This window comes from Collinsella aerofaciens (assembly GCF_015552075.1).
In the GTDB taxonomy this organism is placed as follows: domain Bacteria; phylum Actinomycetota; class Coriobacteriia; order Coriobacteriales; family Coriobacteriaceae; genus Collinsella; species Collinsella aerofaciens_Y.
Genome location: NZ_JADNDZ010000038.1, coordinates 1 through 12978, shown reverse-complemented (window position 1 = coordinate 12978; position 12978 = coordinate 1). Strand labels below are relative to the sequence as shown.

The window sequence follows — 12978 nt, the reverse complement described above, 5'->3', positions numbered from 1 at the left end:
CGGTTTTTGCGAAATACGGGTTATGGTCGAGGGGTCGGGCTTAAACGTAGTAGATGGGCCGGTTTCGTGGCGGCGGCATCGCGGGCAGCCGACCGAGGGCGCCCGGAAGTGAGCAAGGAACCCGTCTAACGACCGATTTCCAGCCAGTTGCATAGTACGTTGGCTCGCAACTCCATTTCCGTCGCCTTTTGCGCCTTAGTTTTGCACCTATAGCGTAATTCCAAGCGCGAGCAAAGACTTCTCACGATCGCATCAAGCTGCTCGGCATCGTTAAGCATGTCGTGCGTAACCAGGAAGACGTCATACCCCATACTTTGCAGCGCTGTCATGCGTTTGGCATCGTGGTCGAGCACGGCGCCTGATCCGTGGATGACCTCTCCCTGAATCTCCACGATGCCTGCCTTCATTAAGGTTGGATTTACGATCACGATATCCCCGTAGCAGACTTTTTGCCCTGCAATGATCTGCGCCGATGCGGTAAGCGGCGTAAGGTCATTCACGAAAACGTTTCGAAAGCCGGCACCGCCGCGGGAGCGAGGAAGCGACAGCAATAGAATTCCCGCTACTTCTAGCGGAGAGGCCGCTATACCCGTAACCATCCGTGCGGCGTTATAGAACTTAACACCCCACTTACGGCTTTTCATCTTCCTGGCGTACTCATGAAGTTCGTGCAATTCGATAAGCGGCCTCCTCATCCAGAGCGAAGTGCCTTTGAGCTTCGTGATCTCTTTCGTCTTCTTTTGGACGATTGTTCCCTTTGCATTTACCTGCTCTTTAACTTTTTCGCGCGCATAAACGCGTTTCCATTGCGCTTCGTCTTGGCTCTCATCTAGTTCAAAGAGAGATTCGGTCGTGGAATCTTGAGCGGTGTCATCGGCCTTGATCAGTTCTTCTTCGGCTGCAGCGGTGGGTTCAAAGACGGAAAACCACCCACAGAACTCGTACATGGCAAGGACGAGATCGGTTTGAGACACAAAACGCGCCATGGTAAACAACGTTGCAAGCGGATTGGTTACCCTAAAGCCCAGCGCTGTTTCTAGTGTACTGTCCACCCCAGAAGCGTCTCCACAATGGATTGTTGTCCGTAATCCTGAATGGTAGTTAACGCCACCAGGCTCCGTCGTGGTAATAATCGGGGTCTTGAGGACGTCGGTTATGAAAGGGCCTTGGGATAGAGTTCGCCAGCCGTCTTCGGAATTAGACAGGCGTGGATAGAGGTCGCGAACCTGCGGTGGGCAGCGCCAGTAACGGAATGCGGTGTTTGCGCAGACGATCTCGTCCATGTGGGCCTCCCCTGGTTTCGGCTGCGGGCCGTGCGGATTGCGGGCATGGCCGATTATCTGCCGGGGCATCATGCGGATAAGTACGGGAAGCTGACCAAACACTGACCAAAAGCTTGACGCAATCTGTTGAAAAGCCGCCATAGGCATAAACGTGCTGGTACGAGCTGTGAGCCAGTGACCTCTGTCTCCACAATTGAACATAGATTACGCAGGGAATTCAATGAATGAACGCAGATGCATTGTGCAAAATGAGCAATGACGACACCTAAGGTGAACTGCGTAACATAAAACGCATTAGGTAACTTCGCTTCGATTTTGGTGTCAACAAGAAAAAGGCCAGAGGCTTAACACCTCTGACCTGTACTTTAGATGGTGGGCGATACAAGATTCGAACTTGTGACCCCATCCGTGTGAAGGATATGCTCTACCCCTGAGCCAATCGCCCGTCGCCTTTCGGCAAAAGAGATACTAACATAGCCGCACGTGGTTTACCAAGAACTTTTTGCCCCCGATTTTAAATTCGTGGGAGCAAGTCACACCGTTTCAACCCGGTCAGTCAACAAACCCGCAGCTTAACCACCCTTTATCGTTTAATCCACGAGGTCTCGGGGCGGCAAATAAGTCGCGCGTTGTTGTAGGCCATATCGAGTGTGAGGCAGGTGCGCGCGGCGTAGAAGCCGTCCTCGCGCTGGATGGTCAGCGCTAGCTCGGGCTTGTCTCCGGTAAGGCACAGCGGCAAGAGCAGCTGGATCCGGCCGCCGTAGAACTGCGGCACCGCGAGCGTGTAGTTGGCTGCGGCGCGGCGGGCGGCCTCGACGACGGCTCCCTCAAAGGCACGGCGCAGCAGCAGCGAGTTGCCCTCCCCCATCAGGCTGGCGGGAATGCGCGTAAGGTTTTCCTCGTCGCCCAGAATGTGGTCGATGTTGGAGCGGATGGGAAGGCGGTAGTCAAAGACAAGCTCGGAGGGGTCCTCGGCAAAGCGCACGCGGCACGGCAGGTACTCAAACGAGACCAGCATGGGGTCGCTCTCCTTAAAGAAGCCCTTCAAAAACCAGCGCTGGCGCGCGTCGGGCTTGGTGTTGGGCTCAAACAGGCCGTAGATGGTCTCGTAGCGGCGCGTGTACAGGCCGGTGTTAAACAGGCATCGGTCGTCGTCGAACACCAGCGGCAGGTTGGACGGCGCGGTCTGGTCCACGTCGCGCTCGGTCAAAAATACTGCGCGGCTAAACGAAAACGACAGGTAGTTCTTGAGAATGCGGTTGCAGGGACCCCAGTCCTCGGGATCAGCGAGGTCGGCCAAGCGCTCGTAACAGGGCTCGGGGCAAAACGCGAAGTCGTACACATTGCTGCACAGGGTGCTGGGGATCTCCATATGGCTTCCAATCAAGATAATGACAGGCGTGTGGATGCTTTGATTTTATACGTGCGACGGGTAGCCCGTGTCCACAACGCAACCGCGGCGCAGCTCGTCGGCGAGTTCTGCTCGCGTGCGGTTTCCGGAAACAAGGTCCTGGATCCAGGCGTAGTGCTGGTTGTCTTTGGGTTCCGGGCTATCGGAAAGTACGACTGGAGCACCAGCGGCGTAACGGGAAGGACCCGCCCGTCGACATCGGCAATCATGAGTTGACAAGTGTAATCATGGCTCAATTGCGGTTTAGCAATAGAATGTCAGGGAATCATCACCAAAGGTTTCGCGCCACTTGTCACAAATGTACCGATGGTTCATGGTGATTAGTTTTGAAAGATCCCTGAGATCCTTAGCCGGAATCTTGCTCTCGTTGTTCGCAACTGTGCATCCGCCATTTTTAGTGAGCCAAAACTTAGTCGAATTAGCTGCCGCCCTCTTTACCCCTACATGGATGTGAACGGGTTCTCCGTTTTCCGCAATCCAAAAGAACAGAACATACTGTCCAAAAACAAGAATTCGAGGCATTATGCCACCGCCGGTCCAGCTTTTTGCCGTTCTGCAAGCTCGAAGATAAACGGAGCGTTTGATCTAACGAACTCGGTCAAAAAATCCAGATCGTCATTAGAAAATCCTTCGACGTTAAACCATTTGACCGCAGGTAGAAAGCATTCTGCATGGTCAAAACCAAAATCAACCGGGCGCTCGACGGCTACGCGAACGGTCCCGTCGTCTCGTGTTTCTGAGTAGGCAAACTGAGTGCCGTCATCTAGCTGAACATAGCTCCAAAGCATTGCTGCCTCCTTAGTGTTTATATCCAAGTATAAACAGCCGCTTAGATGCAACGTGATGCGAATTGAATTATTCCCATAAGACCTGAACTGCTGATTATTTGTATTACTGAGATTTAAGCTATTTCACACTTCAGTGTCTTTTTGACATGATAACCGTCGCGGTGCGTTGATCATGGGGTTAGCAATAAAAGCCTAGCATAAGCAGAGTTCATCACTCTGTTCGCTGTCCTAGATAAATTCTCCCGTCTCCAGGTCAACGAAGTCCGCGAGCTTTATCTTTCCGCAGAAGCCGCTCCCCTTGTACTTTCCTGCATAGGTCTCAGAGTCAAACTTGAACGAAATGTTATAAAGCTTTCCGGTCTTTGTCTTCCTGATCAGCCCGTTTTCCAGCATGTATCTCAGTACCCTCATATGGCTTTCTCTATCGTTACCGTTTAGGTAAAAGCAACAGACACCTTGTTTGGAGCCCGCCGCGATGAGCGTTTCGGGATTCGAGTATTTGGCTTCTACGACGACGCCATCAAGAACTGCGGTTCCGACAATGTCGTTCATGAGGGCGGTTTTGAATGGAGAGAAGAAGAACATCCATTTGCCGCATTGGAAGGGATCTATGTCGTGGATTCGTTCCTTGTTGATAAACCAGATCCATGAGAACGATTTGACCCTGGCAATCGAGCCGGATTCGTTAAGAAGCGTTTCTTCGACGGACGGCGTTAATTCCTCGTTGTTGCCTGCGTTATTTGAGCTTGCCATTTCATTTAACCTAACATTCGCCTTTAATAGAGCACTTCATCAGCAGCCTCGAGCGCTTGTATCGCCGCGCGTTTTAGCTCATTGAGACTTTCGTAGCAGCTTCCCGACAGCGGGATTATTCGTACGTTGAATGAGTCACCGTACTTGTAGTCGGCATATACATCGCAATTGCCCCTACCGAGAAACTGTATGGCCGCCCGATCAATTGCCTTTGCGCTTTGGCCTACGTAGTACAGATCTTTGGTTGCATTATGGACAATGAAGATGCCAGTAATTTCGCCTTTCTGTGTCAGGGCCTTTCGCTGAGCCATAAACTCTTCGGCGCTTGCGACGATTTGCGGATCATCTTCTAGGAGGGATTGGCGTAGCCGCAGTAGTTTCTCTTGTTGCTTTGATGCTGTAATAACAAGAAGGAGCCCGTCTACAAAAAAGAACAAGCCAATAAGTAAGAAAGTAAAAAAGCGAGCCATATATGTTGGCACTCGATGGCAGAGCGTAAAAGAGACTGACAATTGCCAATACAAGACCAGCAGCGCTGACGACTTTTCCGATCGGGATGAGCCTTCTTGGAGGGGCCGATGCGACGGTTTTGATTTGATAGTAGTTCCTCATGGTATGGCTCCAGTGATATAGGCAATTGGATCCAAATGGAGCTTTATAAACGGCATCATTTGGATTGCAATTATCTTATCGCTCTGGCAGATGGGGTGTAAGGCTCAACATCGGTAATAGATCGAGAGGCAGTCGAGCTAAACAAAATAGTGCCGTCGCAGCGATAGCTGATACGGCACCAATCTCTAAGAAATTTGATTCAGTAGAAGGCTAAATACTTCTGTAATAGCTGCATTCATCCCTCCCCTGGTTTCGCATAAACGGGGTCTTAGCAACGATATACAGCAGCCGGGAGCACTGTCCCCAGAATGAAAAGCGTTAAGGAAGCGGCGATCATGTTGTTGTCGCTGGTCTTGGGGAGAGACGTGGAGGCCGCGGTTGCGGTTTTAGGCTTGGAGGCCTTGGCGACCGTGGTCTTGGTTACTGTCGTTGTTGTCTTGGTTGACGCGGCCGCGGGCTTTGGCGCGGGATTTGCCGAGGGTCCTGTGGTGGGCTCTCCGGCGGCGGGGTCGGCATCGGTGGAAGGCTCACCCGCCTCTCCGCCCGGCACGTCGCGCCCGCCAGTCTCCCCTGCCGGCGGCGTGGCGCCTTCGGGCTCAACCACCACATGCGGCGCCAGCGCACCGCCGGCATCCACCACACCATCAGCACTAAAGGCCCCGCCCGCAGGCGCCACGAACCGCGCGGACACAAGCGACCCGCCCGTGCACGCAACACCGCCATCGGCACCGGTCGCATCGAGCCACGAGGCGTCGACGGAAAGCCTGCACCCGGCCGAGCCGTCGCCGGCGCCCGCGTCCTGCAGGTACACACCAAAAGCCTGCGCGCCGGCGGCGGGCGCGGCACCGACGGCGACGACGCGCCCGCCGCCGCGCACGGCCATACGGGCGGCGATCACGCCGGCCACGGCCTCGCCCGTGACATTCGCCCCGTCCGCCCGGGCATCGACGGCGCAGCCGTCCACCACGAGCGCCTGAGAAGCGTGGATCGCGCACTGCGAGCCCGATGCCGCCAGGGACCCGGTGCCGCGAAGCGTCAGGTCGCCCCACACTTCCATGCCGCACTGCGTGATGTCCGCATCGGGCGCATGCGACTCGACCACCGAGTTGCGCCCGGAAAGCGTCACGACCAGGTCGCCGTCGGCGCCGATGGCGTCGCCCGCGTAGCCGTCAAGCTCCAGATGGCCGGCATCGGTCCAGGTCCAGCCGGGGCCCGACACGCCCGGCCCGTAGTACGTCGCGCCCGCGATGATGAGGCTCTCCGCGCCCGCGGCATAGGAAGGCCCGCCCAGCAAGACGCATAGGCAGGCCATGGCAGCGATCGCGATGTGATGACGGCTGGTGTGGGACTCGGCGGCAAACATACCCGCTCCGATCTTCGCAGGAGCCAATTGAATGTGCACCAGAAAATGCCCTGGTAGCAGCAGCTATCAGTTTAGCGAGATCGATGCGGGAGCAAAGAGAAATCGCGTGAGGAATATTCGCAATTAGGTGTAAATCGTTTTGCCAGTCGGTGAAAGGAGGAATCGACTTACGAATGCTCGGTAGCGTCGACCTTGCCGATTCCAACTGGTTCGGGCTCGACACGAGCGACTACAGCTTCGTTTACATCGCCTGGTGGAGCACCGGCAAGAAAATCTCCGAGTTGCGTGCATCGCTCAACATTGTTCGCCTGGCGTCACACGGCATCATCGACGGCATCGAGGAACAAACACTTGGGACACGAAAACCGGGGGAACGGGAACGTGAAGAGATGGGAAGGACGCTACGACGCGGTACCAGGCACCTGGTACCGCGTCCGCTGAGAGCCGAACCACCGAGAGGGCCGTCGATACAAGCCGATAGAATGCGCAAACTAAGAGACATCGTTCGATTTGTCAGTTCACCGTAGCTGCTTCGTCTATCTTCTTGGAAAGAGCGTACAGCCAATCAGGAACAAGATAAGGCGCTTTTCTGTACTCGAAAATCTTTTCCTGAACTTTCAGGATATTCTCTCTCGAAGATAGCCTGAACGATGACAAAGAACCCGCAAGTGCCCCAACCCTAGTGAAAGCATCACGGTATTCAAAGAATCTCTGAACCATCCACTCTATAATCGAGAATAGGAAAAAGAGGTTGAAGGGATTGATATCCAGGCAGAAAACCAAAACGGTCAGCGCAGCAGCGACAATAACCGCGCCGCAGATCTCGATGCATATACAGCGTTTGAACAAGCGTTTTGTCCATTCGGTATTTTGACGTTGGCATCTGGTGATTGCGTCACCCGGCCTTGCGCCCTCGATGTCTACTGAATACCAGTTATCAAGTCTTAACTTGCCGTCGTCGTCACCATGACGTTCGCGATAGCGCCCAGCCTGAAAAGCGATTCTCCTGTCGTCTCGGCACACGTTCTCGAATTTGATTCCGAAGACATCCGAATCGAAGCGCTGCTGCATGGCAGCAGCTTCGTCGATAAGGTACATGGACCGCTTTGGCAGGCAGTTGCCTGCAACCACGGTCGCAATCCAAACCAGGAAAAGAGCCTCCCAAGGCACGTTCAGAAAGATCTGTGCAACGGTAACCCCTAGCGGCAGCAGAAGGCAAACGCAGGCATTCACCAAGTCCACCAGTTTCGCATCCGTATACGTCTGGCGCTGAGCCGCCAACAGTCGTTTGCTCTCTTTACTGTTTTGAATCTCGCTGATCCTCGCGCCACTATTCAACACGATCACCTAACGCTCCAGAGTTCAGGTAGGGCAGCAACTCCTTGACAAGCAAATGGACCGCCGTGCCCGGATTCGAGTCTGCAGGAGCAAGGCCCCTATTGAGCTTCTCGAGCCTCTCCGCATTCGAGATAGCCATACGCATGCGGCCTTCGAGGATATCAAACATGTCCGTTCGGTTCTTTTCGTACCTGCCGAAACCCTCGGCGCATAGGTGACGCGTGAGGATGGGTTCGTAAGAACCTCTGTCCAACGCGGAATCGACGTAGGCGAAGTGGAGTATGTACCACAGCTCGAAGGCCTCGTTGGTCCACGCTGCGCGGTATACCGTGCCTTTGTCACTTGCGGATGCGCAGCGTTCCTCAACGGCGTTGAAGTCGCGGGAAGGGAAGCTGTCCTTGTCATAGACGACCCAGACCTGCGTGAACCCATCGGGATCAGCAATAGCGATCGCCCTTGCCCTCTCAAACAGCGATACGGTGTTATCGCCCATGCCGCACACCCGCAGCGTCACGTACTCGCCATGATAACCTGCGTTGATTCGCTTCCTGAAACTCTCGAAGTAATAGGGCTCAGTCTTGGTTCCCTCGGTAACGATGAGGTAGCGCTCGGGGCGGATCTTGATTGAGGGAGCTGCGGCGCGCGGCTTCCCCCAGCTCGCCCTCATCCTCTTCGCCGTGCTCTCCTTCTTCTTGACCTCGCTGTGCTTCGGGGGCTTATTGCTCATCGCAACCGCCCCATTCCAACATGCTCCTGAGGTAGGGATCGGCGCCATAACGACCCGCGAGGTATTGCCTGTCGTACGCATTCTGGGTGCGGATGCGCTTTCCGTCGATGTCAGCGATATCGGAAAGCGAGTACAGCGTTGATGGGCCTTCGGGGGTCTTAGCTGCGAACCAGATCTCGTCGCGTCGGAAGACGGAACTGTTGAGGATCGTCATGTCGTGCGACGTGAGCACCAGCTGCGCGCCGTTCTTGTTGATATCCCTGTTCGTGAACAGCATAATGAGATACCGGAGGAGCTTCGGATGAAGTTTCGCGTCAAGCTCGTCGGAAACAACAAGGCAGCCGCTCTCGAGCGCCCTGAGAAACGGAGGAACGAGGTTGAGCAGTTTCCTCGTGCCGTTCGACTCCTCGCCGAGCTCCAGCTCGGTGCCGTCGCTCGACTCATGCGTAAGGTAGATCTCCAGGCCCTCATCGTCTTTCTGGTAACGGATTCCCGTGATGTCAATGTCCATAGCGTTGAGCATACGCACTATCAGCTGTCTCTCTTCGTCGCCCCTCGGCTCCATAAAAAAGTCCTCGAAGGACGATTCAGAGTAGTCGAGGACCTGGCAATCGAGGAACCAGCCGAACGCCTCCTCCACCGCCTCTATATCGTAGTTGATCGCCAAGAACGACAGGTAGGGCATCATCGAGTCGACGTCAGTGTTCACCCCCTTGCGCCTCAGGGAGGAGCCGAGTTCGACGGCGCCGTCAGTGCGCTCGAACAGCGTGGCCTCCGCCCCCCTGCCCGCCTTTCGCCTATGCAGGTACTCCTCGACCACCTCTCCGCCGAGCACCGAGAGGATATAGCGGTATGTGTAATCGCCGACCTGGAAAATTACGCAGAACGTCGTCGCTTCGGACCGGCTCTCCGCCTCGAAAGCGTATGGCCGGCACTCAATATGGGGCGTCTTCGAGAGACGCGCCCTCAGGACGAGATACGGCATGGTGATCAGTCGCTCCAAGCACGTGAGGGCTTGGAGCACGCTGGATTTTCCCCCGCCGTTCGGACCGTAGATCGCCGCAATCGGAAGGAACTTCTTTTTACCCGAACCCGGGATGAGCGTCTCGGCATGCTCGTCAATGGGAGCAGCGGTCATCTGCAGAGTGGTCTCACCCCGGTAGCACTTGAAATTCTCGAATGTGAACTCGATAAGCATTTTAGTTCCTTAAATAATGTATCTGTACAATGTCTATGGTAGGAATCTTACCATTCCTTTGTTCCAATTTCAAATTGTGGTAGATTGAATGTAATAAGAAACATTTGAAGCAAAGATGCCATGCGCGGAACGGAGTAGAGATGAACGAGATCGAAATCAACAATATTCTGTCGAAAGGCGCAAACCTCCTCGACATCACACCCTCGATGTTCGAAGAGGCGACGTCCCATTACAAGGCTGTAGGAGAATTCTTAGGAAACCACGGCATCGATGCGGACATATCGCCATGCGGCTCCATCTTGACAGGAACCGTGGTGAGGCCCTATTCCGAAAACGAGGACGCGTACTTCGACATCGACGTCCTCGTGAATCGTCCGGGCTTTGACAGCGCAAACAACACACCCGGGGAAGTCAGAGACCCCGTCGATGAGACCCTCCTCAAAAGCGACAGGTACGGCAACATGGCGAAAGAATACGACGAGTGCATCACCGTTGAATACGTAGCCAACGGAATCGAGGGAGGGTTCCGACTCGATTTGAACACCTGCATAGACGACAAGACTTGCAAGACGCGCCAAGAGTACGCGGACAGTTCGGTCTCGATGGCGTGGAGGAATCCCGAACGGTGGCACGGAAGCAACCCACGCGGGCTGTGCCAGTGGTTCATCGACAAGAACGAACGCTTCGCCGCCGTGGAAAGAGCCCAAAGGAAGGCCCGAATCCTGAAGGAAAACCGAAGCCTCTACGCATCTATCGAAGATGTACCGGACTCCCTTGACCGCTCGGAGATGCAGAGAGCGGTCCAGGTTCTGAAGCGTTCTCGGGACGAGTTCTACCATCGCTGCGGTAAGTCTGAGAAGGCACCGGCATCCTGCGTAGTCACCGTCATCATCGGAAAGGTATCCGATCACCTGCCCAACAACACAAAGGCGATCGAATTCCTGGAAAGCTTCATCCAATGCGCGAGATCACTCGCAGCAGCACGGAGCCTACCTAATCCGGTTTACGATGAGGATCTGCTCCAAGAATGGGATGACGAGAGTTTCGCGCTCCTTACATTATGGGCAGAGGAAATCGATCGAAGCCTCGGCAACCTGCGCTGCGGAGCGCGGGCGAAGGGCGGCGCTGCAGCCGAAGCCATCTTCGGGAGCAAGATTGGAAAAAGAGCAATGCCCGTTACAGCGGCAGCCGTCGTTCCTAGCGTCGTCACTCCCTTGAAGCCATGGTCGATGTAGCGATGACCAGCCCCGAAAGGGCTATCGAGGAGCTGCTGAAAGTGCGCACTGGATTTAAGCGCGAAGCTGGACAGCAGGGAAAGGTCATCCTCACTGGACCATACTCTCTTGACGCGACCTACAATGGCGTTCGCTTGGCGGAGGATTTCGACCTTCAACTGGTTGTCCCAGGCGACTACCCTGCAAGCCTCCCAACGGTCAGGGAGACATCCGGCGTCATCGATCCCGGGTACGAGCATCTCTACCTTAACGGGACCTTCTGTCTAGGGGTTCGGGGTGAGTTACTCCTGGCCCAACTTGAAAACCCGTCCCTTGTAGCGCTTCTCGATGGGCCGATCCGAAGCTACCTGTACTCTTATCTCTTCCGAAAAAGATACGGAAACTACCCTTTCGGAGACAGAGCTCATGGAGTCCGGGGGATCCTTCGTTACTACGAGGAGCTTTTCGGGGAAGCGGATTTTCCAACGATCATGAAGCTGCTTGGGGCCGTCTGTTTCGAAAACTACCGCGGACACCTCCCCTGCCCGTGCGGATCGGGACTTATCGCTAGAAAATGCCATGGAGAAACCATCCTCAAGCTCAAGAAGAGCGGAGCGACGGAGGCCTTCTCTTCCGACTTTACAACAATCGCGTGTGAGCTGACCTATCTGCAGCAATCGGCTGTAAAAAGGGAGCAAGCACTTCGTCAAACCCTTATAAGCCTCCCTGGAAAGTACCGCGCGTCGAATATTGATTAAACAACCGGATTCCCTGTCCGCCGTCCCGGTGCGCGAGCTATACCATCTTGCATGCGACGAGATAGCGGGCTTTTGCCTGAAGGCATCCGCCTTACTCAAGGAAGCGGAGGCAGATGCCTTGGCCTACCTCAACTTCTCCCATGCGCATCGCAAGCGCCTGTGCACCAACAACGTGCAGGTGCGCGCCAGCCGAAGACTCGAGCGTCGATCCCGCGTGGCGCAGGTGTTCCCATCGAGGAGGTCCCCCATCCGCATGCTCGGGGCCGTGTTTGCCGAGATGGATGAGGGCTGGGCATCGAGGCACAGGTTCACCGAGGATTCGATCGTGAAGGCATATGGGAAGAACGCGGGCGTTCCGGCGGGTTCCTGCACGGGGGGGACGCCAAGGAGCATGCCAAACGCATTATCGAGCTCGTGGTGGAGGATAATCCGACAGGAAGGAAGGCGGCATGATGTTGGGACAGGATGACGATTGGATTCTAGGCGATAGCACCAACAATCGGGACGCTGCCCAACCGATGGTTGCCTTTCGGGAAGTGTCGAGAAAGATGGTGTAAATCCCGATCCGAAGCGAGTCGGCCCGGCGTTCTAGAATCCGGAATACGGTTGAAATCCCATGCCGCCTCGACCCTGCCCACAAGCTCGACGCCGGACTCGAGCATCTTTCCGGCCTCCGCCTCGAGCCGCGCCCAATCGACGGGACCGTCGATTCCCCGGGTGCGTCCGTCGTCGCAGGGCTCGTCCGTCCTCGCCTCCGTGAAGTACTTGGACTCCTGCCATATCTCGTCCTGTCCGCACATGACCGCGCTTGCGAGACGCACCGGCGAGCCCGTGGAGGGAAGCACCGGCACGACGCGCGACCTGTGCTTGTTCTCTCAGTTTGTCCCCTCCTGCGCGTAGTTGGTGCGCAGGCGCTTCCAGTGGGTCGGCAGAAAGTTGTTACCGTCAATGGGAAATCGGTCAATTGGGGCTAGATGGATAAATCAGGCAGGGCCATTGCAGCACTACGTGCCGAAAACTCGGCCAGCGACGAGAAGTTTGTGAAACGTTTTGTGAAGCGTGGCAGGACGAAGCTACCTCTCGGCAAAGGTACCCCAACCGCCGGCAGGAACGTCGACACAGCTTTCGAGGTAACTTTTCATGATGTCTTCCAATGTGGGCACGCGTCCTTCGGCCAATATGCCCAAGGCATCCAGCACATCGAATACGGCGGCTGCGTCATCGACCCCGAGGAGGTCTTCGTTGCACAGGTCCAACCTCGCACCAAGCACAGTATACCCGTGCTGCACAGCGACTCTCGCAAGGGTATCGTCATCGGCAACCAGCGGGTGCCTTTGGATCTCGACAACCAGCCCATACTCTTCGCCGGGCTTTCTGGAATCAAGATCGAACGCGAGCCCGATCTCTTGGACGACGAGCCACGTTTCGGCATATAGCTTCCCTTCCTCGTCCAAGAATAGCCTCGTCATGGCGGGCACGACGGTAGCGCGCAGAGATGTGGTGTAAGAGGCGGGGCATGCCCCGCCTCTTCTC

Annotated in this window: 16 protein-coding genes and 1 tRNA gene; 5 read left to right on the top strand and 12 right to left on the bottom strand. The window is 55.5% G+C overall.

What is annotated here, in order from left to right:
* Positions 1-125 precede the first annotated feature (125 nt).
* The 8 genes from I2D41_RS02805 to I2D41_RS02770 all read right to left on the bottom strand — a co-directional run bounded on the left by I2D41_RS02805 (position 126) and on the right by I2D41_RS02770 (position 6210).
* On the bottom strand, positions 126-1283 hold the full coding sequence (locus I2D41_RS02805) for a hypothetical protein (protein WP_147330622.1): 1158 nt from the start codon (positions 1281-1283) through the stop codon (positions 126-128).
* A 370-nt stretch (positions 1284-1653) separates the two neighbouring features.
* Positions 1654-1728 (bottom strand) — tRNA-Val (locus I2D41_RS02800).
* Between the two features lie 138 nt (positions 1729-1866).
* Positions 1867-2655, bottom strand: a complete 789-nt coding sequence (locus I2D41_RS02795; protein ID WP_117747082.1) for a DUF3825 domain-containing protein — start codon at positions 2653-2655, stop codon at positions 1867-1869.
* 282 nt (positions 2656-2937) lie between these two features.
* Positions 2938-3216, bottom strand: a complete 279-nt coding sequence (locus I2D41_RS10205; RefSeq protein ID WP_117747084.1) for a DUF4160 domain-containing protein — start codon at positions 3214-3216, stop codon at positions 2938-2940.
* Positions 3216-3482 (bottom strand): hypothetical protein, encoded by a 267-nt coding sequence (locus I2D41_RS02785; RefSeq protein WP_117747085.1) that lies wholly within the window; start codon positions 3480-3482, stop codon positions 3216-3218. Before I2D41_RS02785 ends, I2D41_RS10205 begins: the two co-directional genes overlap by 1 nt.
* A gap of 228 nt (positions 3483-3710) precedes the next feature.
* The gene (locus I2D41_RS02780; RefSeq protein WP_117747086.1) at positions 3711-4235 is read right to left on the bottom strand and encodes a hypothetical protein; all 525 of its coding nucleotides are present in this window, start codon (positions 4233-4235) and stop codon (positions 3711-3713) included.
* A 23-nt stretch (positions 4236-4258) separates the two neighbouring features.
* Positions 4259-4705 carry a GIY-YIG nuclease family protein gene (locus I2D41_RS02775; RefSeq protein ID WP_117747087.1) on the bottom strand — a complete coding sequence of 149 codons (447 nt, stop codon included), beginning with the start codon at positions 4703-4705 and terminating at the stop codon, positions 4259-4261.
* A gap of 410 nt (positions 4706-5115) precedes the next feature.
* The gene (locus I2D41_RS02770; RefSeq protein ID WP_195363472.1) at positions 5116-6210 is read right to left on the bottom strand and encodes a hypothetical protein; all 1095 of its coding nucleotides are present in this window, start codon (positions 6208-6210) and stop codon (positions 5116-5118) included.
* A gap of 173 nt (positions 6211-6383) precedes the next feature.
* Between I2D41_RS02770 and I2D41_RS02765 the strand changes: the two genes are divergently transcribed.
* Positions 6384-6737, top strand: coding sequence for a hypothetical protein (locus I2D41_RS02765; protein WP_195363471.1), 354 nt, complete (start codon positions 6384-6386; stop codon positions 6735-6737).
* On the opposite strand, the gene I2D41_RS02760 is transcribed toward I2D41_RS02765, so the two are convergent.
* Genes I2D41_RS02760 through I2D41_RS02750 form a run of 3 tightly spaced genes read right to left on the bottom strand, consistent with a single transcriptional unit; the run spans position 6724 to position 9473 of the window.
* Positions 6724-7557: an S-4TM family putative pore-forming effector gene (locus I2D41_RS02760; protein ID WP_117747012.1), complete on the bottom strand. Its 834-nt coding sequence runs from the start codon at positions 7555-7557 to the stop codon at positions 6724-6726. The genes I2D41_RS02765 and I2D41_RS02760 overlap by 14 nt on opposite strands.
* Positions 7541-8275: an RloB family protein gene (locus tag I2D41_RS02755; RefSeq protein WP_117747013.1), complete on the bottom strand. Its 735-nt coding sequence runs from the start codon at positions 8273-8275 to the stop codon at positions 7541-7543. Before I2D41_RS02755 ends, I2D41_RS02760 begins: the two co-directional genes overlap by 17 nt.
* A complete protein-coding gene (locus I2D41_RS02750; RefSeq protein WP_195363470.1) occupies positions 8265-9473 on the bottom strand; it encodes an AAA family ATPase in 1209 nt (402 codons plus the stop codon). The genes I2D41_RS02755 and I2D41_RS02750 overlap by 11 nt, the downstream gene beginning before the upstream one ends.
* A gap of 140 nt (positions 9474-9613) precedes the next feature.
* On the opposite strand from I2D41_RS02750, the gene I2D41_RS02745 reads away from it, so the two are divergent.
* The 4 genes from I2D41_RS02745 to I2D41_RS02730 all read left to right on the top strand — a co-directional run bounded on the left by I2D41_RS02745 (position 9614) and on the right by I2D41_RS02730 (position 12345).
* Complete coding sequence (locus I2D41_RS02745) at positions 9614-10708, top strand: hypothetical protein (RefSeq protein WP_195363469.1); 1095 nt, start codon at positions 9614-9616, stop codon at positions 10706-10708.
* A complete protein-coding gene (locus tag I2D41_RS02740) occupies positions 10696-11445 on the top strand; it encodes an SEC-C domain-containing protein (RefSeq protein WP_229042068.1) in 750 nt (249 codons plus the stop codon). Before I2D41_RS02745 ends, I2D41_RS02740 begins: the two co-directional genes overlap by 13 nt.
* 28 nt (positions 11446-11473) lie before the next feature.
* Entirely contained in the window at positions 11474-11914 is a 441-nt protein-coding gene (locus I2D41_RS10200) for a transposase (protein ID WP_411161266.1), read from the top strand.
* Between the two features lie 137 nt (positions 11915-12051).
* Positions 12052-12345 carry a thioredoxin domain-containing protein gene (locus I2D41_RS02730; protein WP_195363466.1) on the top strand — a complete coding sequence of 98 codons (294 nt, stop codon included), beginning with the start codon at positions 12052-12054 and terminating at the stop codon, positions 12343-12345.
* A 173-nt stretch (positions 12346-12518) separates the two neighbouring features.
* Here I2D41_RS02730 and I2D41_RS09995 read toward each other — a convergent pair.
* The coding region (locus I2D41_RS09995; protein WP_229042067.1) for a hypothetical protein at positions 12519-12978 on the bottom strand (460 nt) is incomplete at its 5' end.

Coding starts and splice junctions, on each gene's coding strand:
- I2D41_RS02805 (WP_147330622.1), bottom strand. CDS start 1,283: ATGGACGAGATCGTCTGCGCAAACACCGCATTCCGTTACTGGCGCTGC.
- I2D41_RS02795 (WP_117747082.1), bottom strand. CDS start 2,655: ATGGAGATCCCCAGCACCCTGTGCAGCAATGTGTACGACTTCGCGTTT.
- I2D41_RS10205 (WP_117747084.1), bottom strand. CDS start 3,216: ATGCCTCGAATTCTTGTTTTTGGACAGTATGTTCTGTTCTTTTGGATT.
- I2D41_RS02785 (WP_117747085.1), bottom strand. CDS start 3,482: ATGCTTTGGAGCTATGTTCAGCTAGATGACGGCACTCAGTTTGCCTAC.
- I2D41_RS02780 (WP_117747086.1), bottom strand. CDS start 4,235: ATGGCAAGCTCAAATAACGCAGGCAACAACGAGGAATTAACGCCGTCC.
- I2D41_RS02775 (WP_117747087.1), bottom strand. CDS start 4,705: ATGGCTCGCTTTTTTACTTTCTTACTTATTGGCTTGTTCTTTTTTGTA.
- I2D41_RS02770 (WP_195363472.1), bottom strand. CDS start 6,210: ATGTTTGCCGCCGAGTCCCACACCAGCCGTCATCACATCGCGATCGCT.
- I2D41_RS02765 (WP_195363471.1), top strand. CDS start 6,384: ATGCTCGGTAGCGTCGACCTTGCCGATTCCAACTGGTTCGGGCTCGAC.
- I2D41_RS02755 (WP_117747013.1), bottom strand. CDS start 8,275: ATGAGCAATAAGCCCCCGAAGCACAGCGAGGTCAAGAAGAAGGAGAGC.
- I2D41_RS02750 (WP_195363470.1), bottom strand. CDS start 9,473: ATGCTTATCGAGTTCACATTCGAGAATTTCAAGTGCTACCGGGGTGAG.
- I2D41_RS02745 (WP_195363469.1), top strand. CDS start 9,614: ATGAACGAGATCGAAATCAACAATATTCTGTCGAAAGGCGCAAACCTC.
- I2D41_RS02740 (WP_229042068.1), top strand. CDS start 10,696: ATGGTCGATGTAGCGATGACCAGCCCCGAAAGGGCTATCGAGGAGCTG.